Raw genomic sequence first — 18,935 nt, 5'->3', positions numbered from 1 at the left:
AACTACCCCAAACGATGTTTTAATTTACGTATACCAGCTCTTATAAACGAGGGAACAACAGGATGATCAAGCAAGCCGCCATAATTGATAAACTTCCGGCGCGCAGGCCGCTTAAACTCACTGTACCTGTTGAATAAAGCTTCGTATTGACGCACACAATATTTGATATCATATTCAGTCTCCACCTTATTTCTACAAGCACCACTCATCTGTTCCAGTAGATCACCTTTTTCGTACAAAGTACCGATAGCTTCGGCAAAAGATTGCTTATCGCCAGAAGGAATAATGAACCCTGTCGAAGTATCGATAATCTCAGTTATACCCTCATTGAATTTATAAAGTATAGGCACACATCCCACACTCATAGATTCCAGCATGGCAACTGGCAGACCGTCCAGGTAAGAAGGAAGGATAAACACATCATTCTCCGCCATGATCTTTCTCACTTCCTCGTTGCCTTTGGGATTGGCAAACCTGATATTGGACTTGCTACTCAGCCTTTCTTTCAACTCAGGAGTAGAAGGCCCGTCCCCTAAAATGGTCCATTGTATGGACCCATATGCGCGATCAGCAAGCTCTATAATTTCAGGCAGGTCTTTTATACCCTTCTCCTGCACATGCCGTGCAGCAAATATCACATGAAGCGTGGAGGACGACCTTACCTTTCGCTGATACGAAGGGATCGTTACCCCATAAGGCAGGTAAAAAATTTGATCGGCACGGTGAGGGAACAAGCGTTTAAGCTCTTTGTAAAACTGAGGATTATGAGCTATATAAACGTCAATCAGGAATTCATACATCTGGGCCTGGCTCAGGTATAACTCATCATGACATACAAAATAAATAGTCTTATTTTTTTTGCGATACAAATGAAGCATACCCAACTCCAGGTAAAAGTTGGTGACTATCAATCCAGGCCTGTCCGAAACGTATTCAGACAACGCCTTAAACCTATCAAACAGGGAAGTAAATTCCGGGCGGTCGCTTTCAAAGATGACCTCTTTACAAATATTATACGGTTGAGCTAATCGGGCATTTTTCTTATCGGCAGAATCGTCAAAGATCCAAAGCAGATCGAACGCCCCGGGTGTAAGATTTTGAAGGATGTTGTAATGAAAGTTTTGCACACCACCCAGCCGGTATTGAGCAAATGCTATCAGTTCAGGCTTTTGTACCACTCAGCAAGTTTTTGTATTCCTGTCTCAAAATCGAATGAAGGAGTAAACCCTTTAGTCGACAACCTTTCCACATCAGCCCGCCAGTTGAGCGGATCGCCTGCTCTGGTCATATTGTTGAAGCTTATTACTGTGTTTTTGTCGATATGCATGAAAAGCCCTTTCACGGCTGTTGCAATAGTAGTTTCTACACCCGAGGCAATGTTATAGACACCACCATTAAAATCGTCATGAAGAATGATATTGTGAATAGCGCCAACAAGATCTTCTACAAAAACAAAATCACGACTCTCTTTGCCGGTTCCCCAAACTTCAATTTGACGGGGATTAGCTTTGTACTTCTGGAAAAGATCCCAAAACAGCTGCTTTTTTAATCCTGGCCCATATACAGAAAAAGGGCGCACAATTGCAATCCCCAGCTTATAAATGGTGCTATATTCCCGGCAAACAATTTCTGCCATCCACTTATGGTGACCATAAGGAGAAACCGGGTTACAAGCATCTTTTTCATTGATTGGTAATGCAACAGGATTACCATACACTGCAGCGCTGGACAACTGTATATAACGACAGGCTGGTTGCCATTTTCTCAGGGCATCCAAAATCCTGATCACATCCAATGTATTAGCTTCAAAATCAATAACAGGATGCGTCACCGAATAAGAGACGTTGCCGCTTCCTGCTGCATTGATACAATAGTCGAATGGATGTTGCTGCATGAGTTCATCCAGTTCGGGCGAAAGTCTGGAGAGCTTTACATAGCTATAGCTAAGAGAGGCAGCTTCAAACAGGTCAGCGCCATAAACACTCCAGCCAAGCCTTTGATAAAACTGAACAGTATGCTTGCCTATAAAGCCTTCAGAACCTAATATTAAAACAGTCACGGTTTAAAAATAATGCCTTGTGAGGTGGGTAATGAAAGGATAGAAACGCCTTTTCTTTTCGCGAATTCGTCGAAAGCCAGTTTTTGATGAATATGCTGTGGAAAGCCATAATCGTCCAGGATCATTACAGCACCACTCACCATTTTATCCCAAAAAAAATCCGCAGCAGCGATCTCGGGCGCCACACAGTTCATATCGATTGATAAATAAGCTACTTTGTCTCCTGTAAATGCCGGCAAAGTATCAGGAACAGGCCCCTTCACAATGTTAGTGTTAAAAGGAGCAAAAGTCTGCTTCACCTGGTCGTATACATTTTTATAGTTACCGAAATAGTAACTAATGCCTACCTTCTTTTCCTCTTCGCTTACCAGGTTTTCTACCATTCCCTCATAAGTATCAAAAAGGTAGAAAGTTTTATTGAGTTTATTAAAGTCAACATAGTCGATGACAGCCCGAGCATACGCACCCGTGTTTACACCACACTCTACAAAATCACCTTCCAGGTCTTTTACCATATTGGCAAACCAGCAAACGATGTACACCCTCCACTGCAAGGTGAAGCCGGGCCATGGGTTGGTAGCAGCCGCAGCAGCATATGCATGCGCAAATTGGGGATCCCTGATAAAATCACTATTGGCACTGGTCGTTAAACCATCTGTATCATAACTGATTGGTCCATGATAATGCGTTCCCCCAATCCGGGAGAACTTTTTAATATCACGGTAGTTATGAAAGAACCAATAGATTTTATGGTAGATGGATTTTATGCCTTTGGGAAAAAGTGCTTTAATAGCCATTAAATTTTCTCGATTTGATTGTTTTCAATATTAACAACCGGCATATTTCTAATCAATTCAATCCGGGCCTTACCACCAACTTTTTCTCCATTCTGATCTGTATACTCCCGAAACTTTGATTCAACAAATCCTTCCTTGCATGTCAGTGGCTTTAAATCCTTTATTTTATCCTTACGAACAAAGTAGGCATTATTACCACTACTATTACACCCAATAAAATAATACCCCTTTTCTTCAGCCAGCGTACAAAAAGCTTTCAATGATGCGCCCCAGTACTGATAGCTTTTGTGCGCATCCAACCTGTAAAAATCAGACTTATAAGGAATTGACCATGCTTTTTCATCACCAAAAACTGAATTGAATTCGGTTATTACTATAACTGGATTAACTACATTAATTTCTTTCCAAATCCAGTAATCGTTACCATCGATATCAACGCTCAAAATGCCGATTTCTTTATTATATCCTTTGCCAATAAACTCTGACAATAGACTATTAATATTTTCTTTAGTTATAAAAGCATGTTTGGCATGCAAGTCGAAACCCCAGGAAAGAATATCTTTTTTAATAAAGTCAATGTGTTCCTGAGACCCATCCATTACCAGTCCACTCCAATTATTGTTAATCAGCAGGAATCTGGTATTAGATTCTTTATAATTCTCAACACCAAATTCTACAAATATCTTATGAGGAATATCCAGTTTATTAATAAGATATTGAATAATTCCATCATCTCCCCATTGAGAAAAAATCTGAAACTCTACTTCGTGAATTGAGTTGATCGAAGATCTTTGGTTATTCAAATGAGCTTGAATCTGGCCCAGATTTATTTTAGGGCTTTTCATATCATTATCTAACCGTTCAATTACAGTAGCAATTTTATTTACCTGAGCTTTCCTAAACTGATATTTCCTTCTAAGATTCGAGAACATTGTAGGAAGATTTAGTTATCCTTACTAATTACTTAACACAAACAAACCATTTGCCTATTGAAACGCCAACATGTTTATAGCCTGACCCTATTACATATACTTGAGAGAAATACTTCTCATACTTAGGAAGCCACCATTCTACAGAGTTATTAAAATAGCTTTGATTAGTTCTGATCCATCCCTCATCTTTTCCAGACTCAGAAATAGGTATCATGTGAAAGGCAGTATTGGATGTATACCTGCTACACTCCTTTAGAAAAAGGTCTATACCTTCTTCAGTAAAATGCTCTAATGATCCGATCGAATAAGAATAATCGAATGAATTATCTGCATAATTTGTTTTAGTGCCATCCTGAACACTTAGCTTATCAGCAGATATGCCTCTTTCAATTGCTTTCTTTATAAGAAAATCGGAAATATCAAAACCATGTATATCAATATTTTTAAACCTGCTCATTGCCTTAATATTGACACCCGTACCACAAGCTATATCCAATACTTTCCCTCTGCAATTGACAAGCAAACATTCGATTTCAATCCATGTATGATCCTTTCCCCAGGTTTCAAGTTGATTGGCCATATCCTCTGTCCAATAAACATCCAATTCCTGGTTAGATGAATCATCCAAATACCTGGTTTTCGCCTGAGAGCCTTTTACTTTCCTTAATACACTAAGAATAATAGGTGGAACAAATTGTTTAATTAAGCTACCAGCCATAATATATTTATAAAATTTTCCAATCAACATTTAAGATAACACTGCCGTAATTGACCCCTTCATATTTCGAAAGGCTTGTGCCAGTGTCTATTACCCGCACACCACAGATATTTTCTATCACTTCAAAATGTGAACTGTCATTGAATAATGCCAACCTAAAATAATAAGTATTGGGAGCAATCAGGTTTGCAGGAAACTTAACCTGAAATGAAACACGGTTATCTTTTACTGAACTGCTCTCCAGATCAATAATAGAAGTCGAAACGTAATAACCGTGAATGTTCTGTAATGTTATACCAAGCTTTAAATTAAATGGGAAGCTTTTTACAACAGCTTCTCCACTTACAACAATACATTCATCGAACCTGAACTCTTCAGTCACCTGACCTCCTGCATTAGCCGTGTATATCTGTTTGAAGTAGACATTGGCATTATCCTTTTCCGCCACATATTCATTACCCCCTTTTGCATTATTATTGCTCACGTATTCCTCAATAATCTTGGCAGTATTCCCATGTGATATTAACTTACCTTTATTCAACAAGATGGCCTTATCACATAGCTGAGCAATAGTCCCCATTTGGTGGGACACGAACAGGATAGTTCTCCCTTCATTTTTACTTACATCCTCCATTTTACCCAGACACTTCTTCTGAAACTGCGCATCACCTACAGCCAATACTTCATCTACTACCAATATTTCAGGTTCAAGGTGAGCAGCTACCGCAAAAGCCAGTCGCACATACATACCGCTACTGTATCTCTTAACGGGCGTATCCAGAAATTTCTCTACTTCAGCAAAAGCCACAATTTCATCAAACTTTTTTCTGATCTCGGAGCGGCTCATACCTAAAATAGCACCGTTCAGGAAAATATTCTCCCTACCAGTCAGTTCAGGATGAAACCCCGTTCCCACTTCCAATAAACTCGCTACCCGTCCACGTATTTTTATCCTTCCTGCTGTAGGCTCTGTTATCCTGCTCAATATCTTCAGGAGTGTACTTTTACCAGCGCCATTCCTGCCAATGATCCCCACCCGGTCGCCCTGGTGAATATCGAAGCTAATATCATGCAAAGCATAAAACTCTTCTTTTGTAGCAACCTGCCGGTTACCGCCTCTCACTATCTTTTTAGCACTATTGGCAATCACATCCCGCAACGATTTATATCGCTCAGGCGCTTCATGAGAGATAACAAACTTCTTAGTAACCTGTTCTACACAAATAACGGGATCAGCCATGGAAATTAAATATTATCTGCAAACGATTTTTCTGTCTTACGGAAATACCATATACCCAGCCACAGGAAAAAGAGGCCAACAAATATGGATAGAAATAATCCCGGGAAATAGATGGGTTCACCTGTAATGCACCATCGGAAGCCATCGATTACACCGACTACAGGGTTTAAAGAATACCAGAACCGCGCCTGCTCCGAATACTCTTTGGCGATTATTGTACTACTGAATCCAACTGGTGATATATATAAACCAAATTGTACAATAAAAGGGATTATGTAGCGAAAGTCACGATACTTCACATTAAGTGCTGTAATATATAATCCAGAACCAAAAGCAACTATAAATGCCAGTAACACAAATAAGGGCAATAATAATATTTGTAAAGGGGGCGCATACTGAAAATAAGCCATTACGATTAATAACAACCCAAACGTAATCGCAAAATCTACCAGCGTTACAATAATAGCACTGGCTGGTATGATGAGACGTGGGAAATAGATCTTCGTGATAAGATTCGTGTTGCCGATCAGGCTCGAACTGGCCTCTGTAAGGGCGGAAGAAAAGAACTGCCAAGGTAGAAGCCCGGCAAAAACAACAATAGGATAAGGAGGGCCGCCCTCTTTCGCGAATCCGGCAATACGGCCATAGAAAAAAGAAAATATCAGCATGGTAAGCAACGGCCGGATTACTCCCCAGGCAGCCCCTATCACAGTTTGCTTATACCGTACTTTGATATCACGCCAGCTCAGGATATAAAATAACTCCCGGTATCTCCAGAGATCATTCCAGTAATTCTTTTCAGCCTTTCCAGGCTCTATAATCAACTCATCCTGTATGAGTTGAGGCTCTTGATGGATTTGTGTCAATTGATTTTTGCTTTATTTCTTTGAACGACCTAAACCCCACTTTTTCTTCTTGCCATCCTCAAAGTATCCGCCCTTCCCATTCGAACCTCCATAGCCGTATCCATAACCATAGCCATAACCACCATAGCCATAATACCCACCATAACCTGCACGCTTGTTGATGTCATTGATAATGATGGAAAGATGGGGCAGTTTACTACCCCTATGAATATCGTCTATAAGCTGAATCTGTTTCTTCAGGGTATAATTATGACGTACTATGTAAATAGCAGCATCCGAAAATCTACCCAGAGTTATCGCATCACTCACCAGACCTACAGGAGCAGTATCAACTACAATCGCATCAAAACGCTGCTGGAGTTCACGGAACAAGCTCACTATCCGGTCATTCAATAACATCTCGGATGGATTTGGCGGCACAGGACCGCAAGGAATTACGTAAAGATTTTGTACTTCCGGAACAGGGTGAATAATATCATCGATCCGGATATCACTTACAATATAGTTGGTGATACCTTTCCGCTCCTGTAAACCCAGCCCCTTCATAATCTTAGGCTTACGGATATCGAATTCAAGGATGACTGTTTTCTTACCCGACAATGCCAATACAGAACCCAGGTTTGTACTGATAAAAGATTTTCCTTCTCCACTAAATGATGAGGTCACCAGGATTACCGGCTTATCCACCTTGGGCAAAATGTACTGCAGGTTGGATCGAATGATACGAAACTGTTCGGCCAGGAACTGCCTGCTGTTATTAGTTACAACCAGTGCAGAAGCCTGATCGGCATGACCAACCTCACCCAGGATAGGAGTAGAGGTAAGCTGTTCAATCTCGCGCCTCGATTTTATTTTATCATTAAGGTACTCTATGAGAAATATAATACCTGTCGGCAAACCTATCCCTAACAGAATAGCGATAATGTAGGAAAGTTTTCTGTTGGGACTTATTGGAACACTCGAGGTCATAGCGGGTTCCATCACTTTAATATTGGAGATGGTAGAAGCTGAGGAGATAGCTGTTTCCAACCTTTTCTGTAAAAGATAAGAATACAACTCCTGCAGGATCACCTGCTGGCGTGTTACTTCCAGTAGTTGTTTTTCTTTTGCAGGGATAGAACTGATCATCCGGTCAGCCTCTTTACCCTTATAACTCAATTCATTTAATGCCAGCAGATTCGTTTGCCTTACATTTTTAAGTCCTTCCAGCATGTCCACCCGCAACTGCTCTATGCCAGATTCCATTTCCAGTATACGTGGGTTGCCGGCCGGAGTGGTTTTCAAAGCTGTTTCCCTTTCCACCTGCAGCCTGTTAAAGCTGGTAACCTGTTGCAACAACGCGGGCTCCTCAATACCCAACATAGACGACACAATCTTATAGCGATTATCGGCATCGGATAAGTATTTGATCAGATGATCAACTACACGTAACCTTACATTCAGCGTCACCAACTCCTTATTGCTTTCACCCAGCTCATCGAAGAACAACTTGGTTTGCGCCTCTGCATTGAAAACCCGGTTACTTTCCCGGTACCGTTGCAAGTTCCTTTCCACGCCACCCAATTCACTAAACACAGTATCCAGTTGATCATCGATGAACTCCAATGTCCGGGCGGCTATTTCTTTTTTATCTTCCAGGCTACCTTGTTGGTATTCGAGCATGTATTGATTGACAATATCGAGGCCCATTTTGGTATTCTCCGATTGATAAGACAGGCCCAATACACTTGTGTTATCATTGATCCTAACAACGTTTAAGCTACCACTCAGCCCTGCAGCTACCTGCTCCAAAGGCTGCCAGGAAACAACAAATTCATTACTCTTGAAAAGCTGCCAGTTTTTGTTGGGCAAGCTTACGCGGAAAGAAACGCCAGGCAAGTTTATGGTCTCATTAAAAAAGTATTTCTGCGTACCCTGATTGATCTTAAACTGATCATTTTCGATAATGAGCAGCACGCTGAATCCCTGCGTTGAATCAGCAATGGACAATATTTCGAAATTGAAAGGGACATTGGCGGGATAAACGATAGAGGAGCGAATCTTTCCGACGTTGTATACTTGTTTTTGCAGCCCCAAACTACGAACAACCCGGCTCGCCATTGAACGTGATTTGATAATCTCAATTTCATCATTGATCTTATCCATACGCTGCGTCATGAAGATATCGTCAAACTTCTCGCCGCCACCACCGTAAGGTGATTGCGTAGTTACTAAAAGTTTACCAGCCGTATTATAAATAGGAGGTGAATACCTCAATTTTATATAAGCGCCAACAAACATAAACACCACAGACACGATGATCCACGGCAAATAATGTATATACTTGAATATTAGCTCACGCGGGCTTACAGAAGCCTTGCCCACTTTATTTTCAATTATTTCTTCAGTCATAAATTAGAATATGGCTTATCTTCTGAAAACGTTTATAAATATGGCAATGGTAGACAATATACTCGCTGCAACAGTTATATTCCTAACAGTAATCTGATCATTGACAGCCCCTTTATTCTTGGCTACATCAACAATAACCATATCATTCGGCTGCAAATAATAGTAAGGGGATGCAAATACCTCAGGCTTGCTTAAGTCCAACTGGGCAAACTGGCGCTTGCCATCTGCTTCCCGTACGACCATTACGTTATTGCGTCTTCCATAAACGGTGATATCACCTGCCAGCCCAATCGCCTCAAATACACTTACCTTTTCCGTTGGAATGCTATAAGTACCCGGGCGCGATACTTCTCCTATGAGAGTAATTTTATAATTCTGTAGCCTCACTTCAACATAAGGATTTTTAAGAAGATCGTTGCGTACATACAATTGCTCAAGCGTATCTGCAAGTTGACCTTTCGTCAACCCTTCTACATGTAGCACACCCAATTTATATAATTGAATATCGCCGGTCATGCTAACCAGGTAAGTTGGCTGGGCCGAAGAGGCCGCCGATACAGGAGAAGCACCTCCATTATCTACACCGACGCCCGCAGGAGCAGGCTGCTGTTTTATTACTGCAGATGTTGCCTGTGGGTTATCACTGTATACAGCTATGCTGAGCAGATCTCCCTTTTGGATCAGCGGTTCTGTAAATTGTATCTGGCTTAGCCTGGCCGTATCAAAAGAGCCTTGCACATATTGCAGGTTCTTTACATTGCCACAGGAACTGCCAAACACTATGACAATAATCACCAGTAAAATGCCGGAAAGGCGTTGCATGAAGGTTATTTTATTATGTATTATCAAATCTACTGTTTTTCAATTACTACCACTTTCGATTTATCGATGTAAGCAGTAAGGACAAACCCAATGCTCTCGATCAATACTTCTACCTTTTTACGTAATACACGTTTTACAGTTCCTTTCTTCCCCATCAGCACACCTTGCTTTACCACCACAACATCTTCCGCAGCAACATCCAGCTGCCTCACCTGCACATCATCATATTCATTCAGGAACTTACGGATCATTACGATCTCTTTATCTTTGATCACGGCTGGCTTCCCTTGCCAGTATACAAAGTTCACTACACCACTTGCCATACGTACAGGCGTTTTCTCTTCTTCACTTACCCGCACAAATACATAAGACTTGAACAATGCTTCCTCTACAATTTTGATGCGGTCACTCCATTTACGGTGTACTTTATTCAATGGACAATAACACTCGATACCTTTCTCACTCAGTAAGGCATGCACTTTTTTTTCCCATCTGGGTTTGGTATACACTGCATACCATTTCTTCACTGTACCATTAGTAGCCATACTTTTTCACCTCTTCATTTTCCAGCCTGTATGTCTGTTGACTTTCTGGGCAAACTGCTATTCCTTTTTCATCAAATTCCAGTTGGTGACCGTACTCACTTACCCAACCCACCTGCCGGCCAGGATTTCCTACAACCAACGCATACGGTTTCACTTCTTTTGTTATCACTGTGCCGGCGCCTATTAACGCGTACTCACCAATAGTATTGCCACATATAATAGTGGCGTTAGCGCCAATAGAAGCACCCTTTTTCACCAGCGTTTTCCGGTATTCATGTTTACGAACAATGGCGCTTCTTGGATTGATCACATTGGTAAATACCATGGACGGCCCCAAAAACACATCATCTTCACAGATCACCCCAGTATAAATTGACACATTGTTTTGGACCTTTACGTTATTGCCCAGCACCACCTCAGGCATTACCACAACATTCTGACCCAGGCTACAATGCATTCCAATAACACAATCAGGCATTATATGGCAAAAATGCCATATGCGAGTTCCACTTCCGATCACACATCCCGGGTCAATAATAGCTGTATCATGTGCTAAGTAATCCATGTCCTTATCAAATAAACGGGCACACTTTCTGGCAAAGCTTCGCCACCTCAGTCACATATTTTCATCACAAATGACTGATTAGTAACGCATTAAAATTAAAACACCATTCCCCCGACAAGCGAAAAGGGTATAAGAGAGCCTTCATACGAAGTACCCCTTATACCCTTCCACTATCTTGATAATAATGTTCTTTGTTGGTGTTTTTCACAGATATTGTCCCAGGTCGCCAAATCAATCGACTGACAACTTTTCGTTTGACGTTTGCAAATATAGGAGATTTTTTATGCGCAAAATCATGCATTAAAAATACTTAAACCATTATTTTTCAATAAAAAATATCAACTCCTCAGTCCCAATTTAACCAAAAGACCATATGGCAGATATGGTTATTGGAAATAATCTATTATCTATATATTCAACCTATGCAGAACATTACACAGTTGATGACAACTATCTCACAGATTAAAACACGATTAAAGCAAAATGCTCCAACAGGAGTGAGCTCGCTTTTCGAACAGTCAGGCACAAGCGGTAATAAATGACCGGTTCAATCTAATGCAGTCCACCAATTACAAACCACAGACCAAAGTCACCATCATGTATTAATTTGTTCTAAACTGTGCAGGTTTCTGCCTGTACCAACTTCTTGCTCGTTCAGGCTTGTTGCTTATCTTTCCCAATAAAACTAATTGCTTTGACCCAACGCTTCTACTCCCTTGATGTATTCCGCGGTGCAACGGTTGCCCTGATGATATTGGTAAATAACCCTGGTAGCTGGAGCCACATTTATGCCCCGCTCGGGCATGCTCCCTGGCATGGCTGTACGCCCACCGACCTGGTATTTCCCTTTTTCCTTTTCGCTGTAGGCAATGCGCTATCCTTTGTAATGCCAAGGCTTGAAGCTGCGGGAACGCCGGTTTTCCTCAAAAAAGTATTGACCCGTACACTGCTCATTTTTGCTATTGGCTTGTTCCTCAACTGGTCTCCCTTTGTAAGATGGGTTGACGGCGCCTTGGCATTCAGGCCATGGACAGATCCCATTGTTGAAGGACGTACGCCATCCGGCGTTCGTATATTGGGGGTGCTGCAGCGTATTGCACTTAGCTATTGTTTTGCTTCGCTTATCATTTACTTTTTTAAAATACGGGGAGCGTTCTTTTCTTGCATTTTATTACTATTAGGATATTGGGTACTTTGTCTGCTGGGCAATCCTGCTGATCCTTTTAGCCTGCAAGGATATTTCGGCACGCAGGTAGACAAGAACATTTTGGGAGAAGCACATATGTACAAAGGAGAAGGTGTTCCCTTCGATCCCGAGGGAATTACCAGCACCCTGACGTCCATTGTGCAGGTAGTATTTGGGTATTTTGTGGGACACTACATTCAGCAAAAAGGAAAGACCTACGATATGCTTGCCCATCTTTTTGTAGCAGGTAGCTTACTCGTATTCGCCGGCTTTGCCTGGGACATGTCATTTCCCATCAACAAAAAGATATGGACAAGCTCTTTCGTACTGTACACGACCGGTCTTGGTATTTTTGTACTGTCCCTGCTCATCTTCCTCATAGAGTTTAAGCAGGCCCACATTAAAAGCACTATTGGTAAAGCGGTAGCTAAATTCTTCGATGTTTTTGGCAAGAATCCTCTCTTCATCTTTGTATTGAGCGGCTTCCTACCCCGGGCCCTGGGCCTTTTCCGTTGGGTAGACCACGTTTCAGAAAATGGTAAGAAAGTATACACCAGCGCTTTCCCCTGGTTCTATGAAAATATTTGCAAGCCGGTTTCCGACAATTTAAAAAATGGCTCCCTGTTATACGCTTTGTGTATGATCGCTTTCTATTGGTCCATTGTGTACTGGCTCGACAGGAAGAAGATCTACATTAAGGTGTAAATGATATCCTATGTACATTGATGAGTCAAGTTTTCGAAGAGACAGTAATAATTTTGACTTCCTGCGCCTGCTGGGTGCTTTCCTGGTATTTTATACCCACTCATTCGGAGATAATGAATTCCTTTATAGAATCACCAACCGTGCTTATAATATCGGCACCTGGGGAATGTATACATTCATTACCCTAAGTGGCTTTCTTTTATGCAGAAGTATCACGAAAATGCCTGTCAGGTATTTCCTCTGGAACCGCTTTTTACGACTCTGTCCGGCAATAGCAGTTTGCTCGATATTGACAGCATTTATACCAGGTTGGATTTTTACAACGCTGCCGGACAAAGCTTATTTCTCTCATCCTGAAACCTGGTATTTTATATTGCAGAATAGCTTCCCGGTAAGGATGGTGATGTCGCTACCCGGCGTCTTTAATGGCAAAGCCATTAATGCATCATTATGGACAATACCATTGGAGATAAAGTTTTATGCATTGCTTATTGTTGGCGCTATATCAGGCATACTCAATAAACGGCTCATTCTGGCTATCCTATGGCTCTCGCTATTGTTGTTAAACACAATCTTTAATAAGGAAGTAAAAAGCCTGGACGGCATGCTTAATCATTTTCATTCACTGGCTTATCTGGGTGTATTTTTCTTCGGCGGAGTAGTATTCTATTTATACAGAGAAAAAATCCCCATGAGGTTTTCGATATGGCTACTGTTCCTGGCTGCATGGCTGCTCACCTGGAAATTTTACGCACCGTATGTACAAATCCCCGCAGCCTTCTTTTTTATCTATACCATCATTGGTATTGGGACAAGCAAAATCCGGATTCCATTTCCACATGCTGATATCTCTTATGGATTTTATCTCTATGCATATCCCGTTCAGAGCAGCATACATTATGCCTGGGGCGATGTGCTCAGTTTTTGGCAATACTTCTTTCTCTCGCTCCTTATCATTATTGCACTGGCAACAGCATCATGGTTCTTGATAGAAAAGAAAGCGCTGGCCTTAAAAATACATAGACGCCCCTTTCCGGCTGAACAACTTGTTACCCAGCCAAAAGATTAGACATACGAGTATAAACAGCAGACATAGTATAATAATAGAGAACTTGGAAGCGGCCATATCATAAGCAAGCGTTACATTCCAATGAGTAACAACACCGAGAAGGCTTCTGGTCATAGCCACATTTTCAATAACATCGCAAACAGTTGCAATGATTAGCAACCACGGAGCGCCTTTACCTGCCCGGATAAGGATTTCGTGTCCTGTCAATCGGGACAGATATACACAAGCTACAGACAAACCAGCAACGTATAAAATAATAAAAACGTAATCGATATAAATACTTTGAATCGCTTTATCAAATTTACCAGCCAGCTTCCATTCCTGTATAATACCTTCCGCTACACTGGTTTCTTTCGCCACTTCAAAGCGAACGATTTCCCCGGAAGTAAGTGGATGAAAATAAAAACGGGCACCAATAATCAACATGATATTAATCAGCAATAACCACCAGAATAAGCGCTGCAAGGCAGGAGTGGGAGCTGCATAAGTAATCTTCATGGTAAGATGAATTAATGGCAAGCAGTTACTACTGCAGGACATACCTTTGCTAAAAGTAATCAATTTTCATGAAAAAGGTCCTCCAATGGCTATTCAGAAAACCGGTTGCCTGGCTGGCAGAAAAAGTTTCTTCATCGCCGGATAAAAAGGCTGTATTCGATTCCCTTTCAAAGTTGCAGCAGGACATCGTGAATAAAAAAGGGACCAATGGTGTTGTACTCCCCTTCGACATCGATAGTGCCAGGTTTATTATATTCTCCGATCAGCACAAAGGCTGCAGGGACCACGCCGACGACTTTGCTCCGGCAGAAGTGAACTACAGGAAGGCGCTTCAATACTACTACGACCACGAGTTCACTTTTATCAATATTGGCGATTGTGAGGAGCTATGGGAAAATACACCCAAAGCAGTAATAGAAACGAACAGACTCACAATGCTGGAAGAAGCCAGATTCCTGCAGGAGAACCGCTACTACCGCGTTTTCGGAAACCATGACCTGGAATGGAACTACCTTATTCAACAGAACCAGTATTTAAAACCCATTTTTGGCGACCAGCTTAAAGTATATGAAGGCGTTCTATTGAAAACAATACACAATGAACAGGAGTATTCGGTTTTCCTCACACACGGACATCAGGGCGATAAAAAAAGCGACGGCAATCCATTCAGCAAATGGGTTGTAGCTGCCATCTGGACACCCATTCAACGCTTTCTTGAGATCAGCATCGATACCACTTCCGATTGTTTTGAACTGATCAATCACCACAACATCATGATGTATGAGTGGAGCGCCACACAAAAAAACCTCATCTTTATCTCAGGACATACACATAAACCCGTTTTTGCCTCTCTTGATCATATAGACCGGCTTACCAAACAATTGGAAAAAGCCATTGCTATAGGAGATGAAGCAGAAGCAAAACGAGCTTCAGAAGAAATAGAAAAAAGGAAACTGGAATACGCCGGTAAGAAATTCGTCAAAACCATGGCGCATCCCAGTTATTTTAACAGCGGTTGCTGTTGTTTCAGTGATGGAGATATAACCGGCATCGAAATAGCCGAAGGCTTTATCCGCCTTATCAAATGGGAAACATTGGATGAAGGGCCGGTACGTAAAGTGTTGGAAGAATCACCGCTTTACTACATCTTCGATTCACTTGTATAATTATTCCCCCAGTACTTCACCACCCTTTTTCATCCATGGCTTAGGCGCTGTACCATCCATTTTCACGATCTTAGGATAAAACAAGCCCACAGTATCTACCAGATGCTGCTGCGCATTCATCACGGCATAGATGTCCTTGTAGGCATGAGGCGCCTCATCCAGCCCACCACCCAGCAACTTTACTCCATGTTTGGTTAGCATTTCTTGCAAAGCATTCTTGGTGATAGCATTCAAGGCAGCTGTCCTGCTCATTTTCCGTCCAGCTCCATGCGAAGCAGAATTGATCGCAGCCAGCTCGCCTTTACCCTTTACAATAAAACCAGGCGCCGTCATGGAACCAGGAATGATACCCAGCACATTTTTACCAGCTGGCGTAGCACCCTTTCTATGCACGATCACTTCACGCCCTTCATACATTTCTCTCCAGGCAAAGTTGTGGTGGTTCTCTACCATTTTCAACGGCTGCCGACCCAATTGCTTCGCGATCTTGGCATGGATCACATGATGACAGGCACTTGCATAATCACCTGCCAGGTTCATGGCCATCCAGTATTCTATCCCTTCCTGTTCATCCATAGCCAGCCACGCCAGGTTGTTGACCTCTCCCGGCAAACGCCTTTTCTGTTTAGCCACCCTGGTATAATGATTGGCGATATTCGCACCCAATGCACGCGACCCTGAATGTGACAACAATCCCAAGTAATTTCCCGGTGCTACACCCAACTGCTCATCCTTCTCTTTCACCTCTACAATCCCAAACTCCACAAAGTGGTTTCCTGATCCTGAAGATCCCAATTGCCTGGCAGCCTTTCCCTGCAATCCTTTCAACAGAGGAAGCTGATCAAACTCCGGACGATCTATCACCGCATGCGCTGTTGATTGTTCAAACTGTCTTCCTCCACCAAACAAAGTAGCCTCATTCAGTTCACGGGTAAAATACTGCTCACGTTGTGTCAGCTCCTTCGGATCTATATCAAAAATGGATAAGCACATCCGGCATCCGATATCAACACCCACACCATAAGGTATCACAGCATTTTCAGTAGCCAATACACCACCGATCGGTAAACCATATCCGGCATGAGCATCAGGCATCAAAGCACCCGCTATTGACACAGGCAATTTAGCCGCCTGGTACATTTGATCCATAGCCCCGGGTTCGATATGCTCACCTCCAAATACATTGAACTGGATGCCAGTTGTATTCAGCGATATTTCCACGCCCTCAGGTACCGGTTTAGGCAATAATTGTTGCGCCACGGGCGCCAGTATAGAATCCTCCGCATACTCAGCTGGAGTAGCCAATACGTTCTTTAATATTTCTATTGCCTGTTCGGTAGTATGATGCTTGTAATTACGCTCCATTATATTCATGGCAATACTGATCACCGGTCCTTCCGGATAACCTATTGCCCTTAATTCTTTTCCTTTCAATTTTAACTTAGACATATTACTTAATTTTCAACAACAGCCCTCCTGAATCCAATTACCTGCACTTGTTGTTGCTGGCTTACCGGTTCACCAGGATTGGTGATCTCAGCAATGGTCATAGGCTGTTTTATTAATGTATCAAATCCCAGGTGATTGCTCAATCTTTGCGCTTTGGGAATACTCAATTTACCAAATTCGTATCGGGCAATCAACCTGCCCTTCCGCATCAGCGCACTATCTATCATCGTCAACGAACTATTAAATGTACAGATCAATTGTACATTCAAAAAGTCAGCCAGTAGCCCATCGGAGATATTCAGCAGGTTGGAGACTGACGAATGAGGATTGTTTCTCCTGTCCATGATCACATTTTCTGCATCCTCGATGATCACCACACTATTCGGATTATCGATGAGCAGATCAATGAAATCAGGATCGGTGAGGCTTCCTGCAATATTGGGCGACAAAAACATTACTTTCTTTTTGATCCGCCCAATTAAGTGACGCAGGTAGGTAGTCTTACCCGATCCCGGCACTCCATGCAGTAATACGATCCCTTTATCATCCTTCTGGTTCAACCGTTTCCTGATATGTGCATCCACCTCTTTGAAATCATCTTCATAATAGAGGTCGAGGTCCAGTTTTGTACGTTTGATCTCCATTGCTTTCAATTCGAGATAGTTACCGCTCTTAACGATCAGGTTGATCTCCAGCGGCTTTCTGCGTTGCCTTTCTTTGAATTGACGCAGGAAGACAATCAATTCCCCGATCAGCAGTTCGTTGGCGCTATCATAAAGAAGCTCACAATAGCCTTCCGAAAACTCCAGCACACAACGATCTTTCAGGATTACGATCGTATCATCAAAATCGACTTTTTTATTGCCGCGTTTGAATTTACGATACGTGTGCACCGACTCGATGAGCCTATTGTATTTTTCCCGGAAAGCCAAAAATGCTTTTTCCCCTTCGATATCATCTACAAAGCTGATACAAGGAACGGCAGCAAAACAGTACATATATAAGGCTTTGCTGTCTATATAATAATTGTCAAAAATGCTATTGGCATTAATGATCCGCTGCTCTAAAGCGTTGTCCATTGTTTTAAGTTGAAATAGTTAAAAAGTCATTATACTGTTTGGCTGTTGCCACACAGAAGATTAAAACACTTCTTTACTACTTCATTACACGAGTGCGCATAACATTTTATTTTAAAGCGGGAACAGGATGATTCGAACATCCGTCCATCCGTTAACAGCGGAGCGTTCTGCCATTGAACTATATTCCCAATAACAGGGTAATGAATCGAAAAGTGCACATATGCCTATTGCTCTAACCAACTGAGCTACCGGCCCATTTCATGTTCCGGGCTGGACTTGAACCAGCGTCCCATAGATTAACCGAAGTAACACTTCTCTACGACACCTGTTGACGGCTTAAGAAGACTCGAACTTCTATCTGTACGTTCGTAGCGTACTATTCTTCCTTTGAACTATAAGCCGATGGTTGTCTTTGGGCCTCGAACCCTGTTCTCCTCATTCACAGTGAGGTATTTTACCTGTTAAACTAAAGACAACATACTGATACCGGGCTCAGATTCGAACTGAGAACATCACAGTCAAAGTGTGATATGTTAGCCGGTTACACTACCCGGTATTGTTGGCCCGGTGAGAGTCGAACTCACAACCCAGGGAGTAAAAGTCCCTTACTCTGCCTGCTTGAGCTACGAGCCAATATTTGTTCTGTTGACCTGCCGGGATTTGAACCCGGAACTTTCTGCGTATAAGGCAGCTACTCTTACCGTTGAGTTACAGGTCAGGCTGTTGCGACCTTCAGATTCGAACTGAGATCTTCACCTTATGAGGGTGATATGCTACCCTTACACCAGGTCGCAATAAGTATAGCGGTAACAGGTTAACAGTGTTTGGCTTTGATCCTCTGTCGAAGT

17 protein-coding genes, 5 tRNA genes and 1 pseudogene are annotated in these 18,935 nt (G+C 42.2%); 3 read left to right on the top strand and 20 right to left on the bottom strand.

From position 1 onward, the window contains the following. Positions 1-2: 2 nt before the first annotated feature. From AC5JBY_RS06675 to AC5JBY_RS06620, 12 genes and pseudogenes are all read right to left on the bottom strand, one after another. The gene (locus tag AC5JBY_RS06675; protein ID WP_495903783.1) at positions 3-1,178 is read right to left on the bottom strand and encodes a glycosyltransferase family 4 protein; all 1,176 of its coding nucleotides are present in this window, start codon (positions 1,176-1,178) and stop codon (positions 3-5) included. Continuing rightward, positions 1,157-2,059: an NAD-dependent epimerase/dehydratase family protein gene (locus AC5JBY_RS06670; RefSeq protein ID WP_495903782.1), complete on the bottom strand. Its 903-nt coding sequence runs from the start codon at positions 2,057-2,059 to the stop codon at positions 1,157-1,159. Before AC5JBY_RS06670 ends, AC5JBY_RS06675 begins: the two co-directional genes overlap by 22 nt. Further along, positions 2,056-2,856, bottom strand: coding sequence for a TylF/MycF/NovP-related O-methyltransferase (locus tag AC5JBY_RS06665; RefSeq protein WP_495903781.1), 801 nt, complete (start codon positions 2,854-2,856; stop codon positions 2,056-2,058). Before AC5JBY_RS06665 ends, AC5JBY_RS06670 begins: the two co-directional genes overlap by 4 nt. Continuing rightward, entirely contained in the window at positions 2,856-3,788 is a 933-nt protein-coding gene (locus AC5JBY_RS06660; protein WP_495903780.1) for a hypothetical protein, read from the bottom strand. Before AC5JBY_RS06660 ends, AC5JBY_RS06665 begins: the two co-directional genes overlap by 1 nt. A gap of 28 nt (positions 3,789-3,816) precedes the next feature. After that, the gene (locus tag AC5JBY_RS06655) at positions 3,817-4,506 is read right to left on the bottom strand and encodes a class I SAM-dependent methyltransferase (RefSeq protein ID WP_495903779.1); all 690 of its coding nucleotides are present in this window, start codon (positions 4,504-4,506) and stop codon (positions 3,817-3,819) included. A gap of 7 nt (positions 4,507-4,513) precedes the next feature. Then, positions 4,514-5,746 carry an ABC transporter ATP-binding protein gene (locus AC5JBY_RS06650; protein WP_495903778.1) on the bottom strand — a complete coding sequence of 411 codons (1,233 nt, stop codon included), beginning with the start codon at positions 5,744-5,746 and terminating at the stop codon, positions 4,514-4,516. 5 nt (positions 5,747-5,751) lie between these two features. Beyond that, positions 5,752-6,612, bottom strand: a complete 861-nt coding sequence (locus AC5JBY_RS06645; protein ID WP_495903777.1) for an ABC transporter permease — start codon at positions 6,610-6,612, stop codon at positions 5,752-5,754. 12 nt (positions 6,613-6,624) lie between these two features. Further along, complete coding sequence (locus AC5JBY_RS06640; RefSeq protein WP_495903776.1) at positions 6,625-9,003, bottom strand: GumC family protein; 2,379 nt, start codon at positions 9,001-9,003, stop codon at positions 6,625-6,627. A 15-nt stretch (positions 9,004-9,018) separates the two neighbouring features. Next, on the bottom strand, positions 9,019-9,825 hold the full coding sequence (locus AC5JBY_RS06635; protein ID WP_495903775.1) for a polysaccharide biosynthesis/export family protein: 807 nt from the start codon (positions 9,823-9,825) through the stop codon (positions 9,019-9,021). Positions 9,826-9,854: 29 nt separating this feature from the next. Continuing rightward, positions 9,855-10,370, bottom strand: coding sequence for a UpxY family transcription antiterminator (locus tag AC5JBY_RS06630; protein ID WP_495903774.1), 516 nt, complete (start codon positions 10,368-10,370; stop codon positions 9,855-9,857). Continuing rightward, positions 10,360-10,749, bottom strand: a complete 390-nt coding sequence (locus AC5JBY_RS06625) for an acyltransferase (protein ID WP_495905585.1) — start codon at positions 10,747-10,749, stop codon at positions 10,360-10,362. The genes AC5JBY_RS06630 and AC5JBY_RS06625 overlap by 11 nt, the downstream gene beginning before the upstream one ends. Next, positions 10,750-10,935, bottom strand: a pseudogene (locus AC5JBY_RS06620) (N-acetyltransferase); the annotation flags it as partial. A gap of 694 nt (positions 10,936-11,629) precedes the next feature. Here AC5JBY_RS06620 and AC5JBY_RS06615 point away from each other — a divergent pair. Continuing rightward, positions 11,630-12,826, top strand: coding sequence for an acyltransferase family protein (locus AC5JBY_RS06615; RefSeq protein ID WP_495903773.1), 1,197 nt, complete (start codon positions 11,630-11,632; stop codon positions 12,824-12,826). A 10-nt stretch (positions 12,827-12,836) separates the two neighbouring features. After that, positions 12,837-13,895: an acyltransferase family protein gene (locus tag AC5JBY_RS06610; protein WP_495903772.1), complete on the top strand. Its 1,059-nt coding sequence runs from the start codon at positions 12,837-12,839 to the stop codon at positions 13,893-13,895. Here the strand turns inward: AC5JBY_RS06610 and AC5JBY_RS06605 are convergent. Next, on the bottom strand, positions 13,836-14,393 hold the full coding sequence (locus AC5JBY_RS06605) for a hypothetical protein (RefSeq protein ID WP_495903771.1): 558 nt from the start codon (positions 14,391-14,393) through the stop codon (positions 13,836-13,838). The two genes, AC5JBY_RS06610 and AC5JBY_RS06605, sit on opposite strands and share 60 nt — an antisense overlap. 68 nt (positions 14,394-14,461) lie before the next feature. On the opposite strand from AC5JBY_RS06605, the gene AC5JBY_RS06600 reads away from it, so the two are divergent. After that, a complete protein-coding gene (locus tag AC5JBY_RS06600) occupies positions 14,462-15,559 on the top strand; it encodes a metallophosphoesterase (protein ID WP_495903770.1) in 1,098 nt (365 codons plus the stop codon). Here the strand turns inward: AC5JBY_RS06600 and AC5JBY_RS06595 are convergent, their stop codons facing one another. From AC5JBY_RS06595 to AC5JBY_RS06565, 7 genes are all read right to left on the bottom strand, one after another. Continuing rightward, a complete protein-coding gene (locus AC5JBY_RS06595) occupies positions 15,560-17,008 on the bottom strand; it encodes an RtcB family protein (RefSeq protein ID WP_495903769.1) in 1,449 nt (482 codons plus the stop codon). A 5-nt stretch (positions 17,009-17,013) separates the two neighbouring features. Next, positions 17,014-18,087, bottom strand: coding sequence for an AAA family ATPase (locus AC5JBY_RS06590; RefSeq protein ID WP_495903768.1), 1,074 nt, complete (start codon positions 18,085-18,087; stop codon positions 17,014-17,016). 117 nt (positions 18,088-18,204) lie between these two features. Then, positions 18,205-18,275, bottom strand: a tRNA-Asn gene (locus tag AC5JBY_RS06585). A gap of 143 nt (positions 18,276-18,418) precedes the next feature. Continuing rightward, positions 18,419-18,489 (bottom strand) — tRNA-Arg (locus tag AC5JBY_RS06580). A 157-nt stretch (positions 18,490-18,646) separates the two neighbouring features. After that, a tRNA-Lys gene (locus tag AC5JBY_RS06575) sits at positions 18,647-18,720 on the bottom strand. Positions 18,721-18,732: 12 nt separating this feature from the next. After that, positions 18,733-18,805: transfer RNA gene (locus tag AC5JBY_RS06570), tRNA-Ile, on the bottom strand. A gap of 5 nt (positions 18,806-18,810) precedes the next feature. Beyond that, positions 18,811-18,881: transfer RNA gene (locus tag AC5JBY_RS06565), tRNA-Met, on the bottom strand. Between the last annotated feature and the right edge of the window lie 54 nt (positions 18,882-18,935).

It is taken from the genome of Paraflavitalea sp., assembly GCF_059502485.1.
The sequence above is the reverse complement of the archived record's forward strand: the minus strand, read 5'-3'. Positions and strand labels throughout refer to the sequence as shown.

Excerpts from the sequence above, each read along its gene's own strand:
- AC5JBY_RS06665 (WP_495903781.1), bottom strand. The coding sequence starts at position 2,856 with ATGGCTATTAAAGCACTTTTTCCCAAAGGCATAAAATCCATCTACCAT.
- AC5JBY_RS06660 (WP_495903780.1), bottom strand. The coding sequence starts at position 3,788 with ATGTTCTCGAATCTTAGAAGGAAATATCAGTTTAGGAAAGCTCAGGTA.
- AC5JBY_RS06655 (WP_495903779.1), bottom strand. The coding sequence starts at position 4,506 with ATGGCTGGTAGCTTAATTAAACAATTTGTTCCACCTATTATTCTTAGT.
- AC5JBY_RS06650 (WP_495903778.1), bottom strand. The coding sequence starts at position 5,746 with ATGGCTGATCCCGTTATTTGTGTAGAACAGGTTACTAAGAAGTTTGTT.
- AC5JBY_RS06640 (WP_495903776.1), bottom strand. The coding sequence starts at position 9,003 with ATGACTGAAGAAATAATTGAAAATAAAGTGGGCAAGGCTTCTGTAAGC.
- AC5JBY_RS06635 (WP_495903775.1), bottom strand. The coding sequence starts at position 9,825 with ATGCAACGCCTTTCCGGCATTTTACTGGTGATTATTGTCATAGTGTTT.
- AC5JBY_RS06630 (WP_495903774.1), bottom strand. The coding sequence starts at position 10,370 with ATGGCTACTAATGGTACAGTGAAGAAATGGTATGCAGTGTATACCAAA.
- AC5JBY_RS06610 (WP_495903772.1), top strand. The coding sequence starts at position 12,837 with ATGTACATTGATGAGTCAAGTTTTCGAAGAGACAGTAATAATTTTGAC.
- AC5JBY_RS06605 (WP_495903771.1), bottom strand. The coding sequence starts at position 14,393 with ATGAAGATTACTTATGCAGCTCCCACTCCTGCCTTGCAGCGCTTATTC.
- AC5JBY_RS06600 (WP_495903770.1), top strand. The coding sequence starts at position 14,462 with ATGAAAAAGGTCCTCCAATGGCTATTCAGAAAACCGGTTGCCTGGCTG.
- AC5JBY_RS06595 (WP_495903769.1), bottom strand. The coding sequence starts at position 17,008 with ATGTCTAAGTTAAAATTGAAAGGAAAAGAATTAAGGGCAATAGGTTAT.
- AC5JBY_RS06590 (WP_495903768.1), bottom strand. The coding sequence starts at position 18,087 with ATGGACAACGCTTTAGAGCAGCGGATCATTAATGCCAATAGCATTTTT.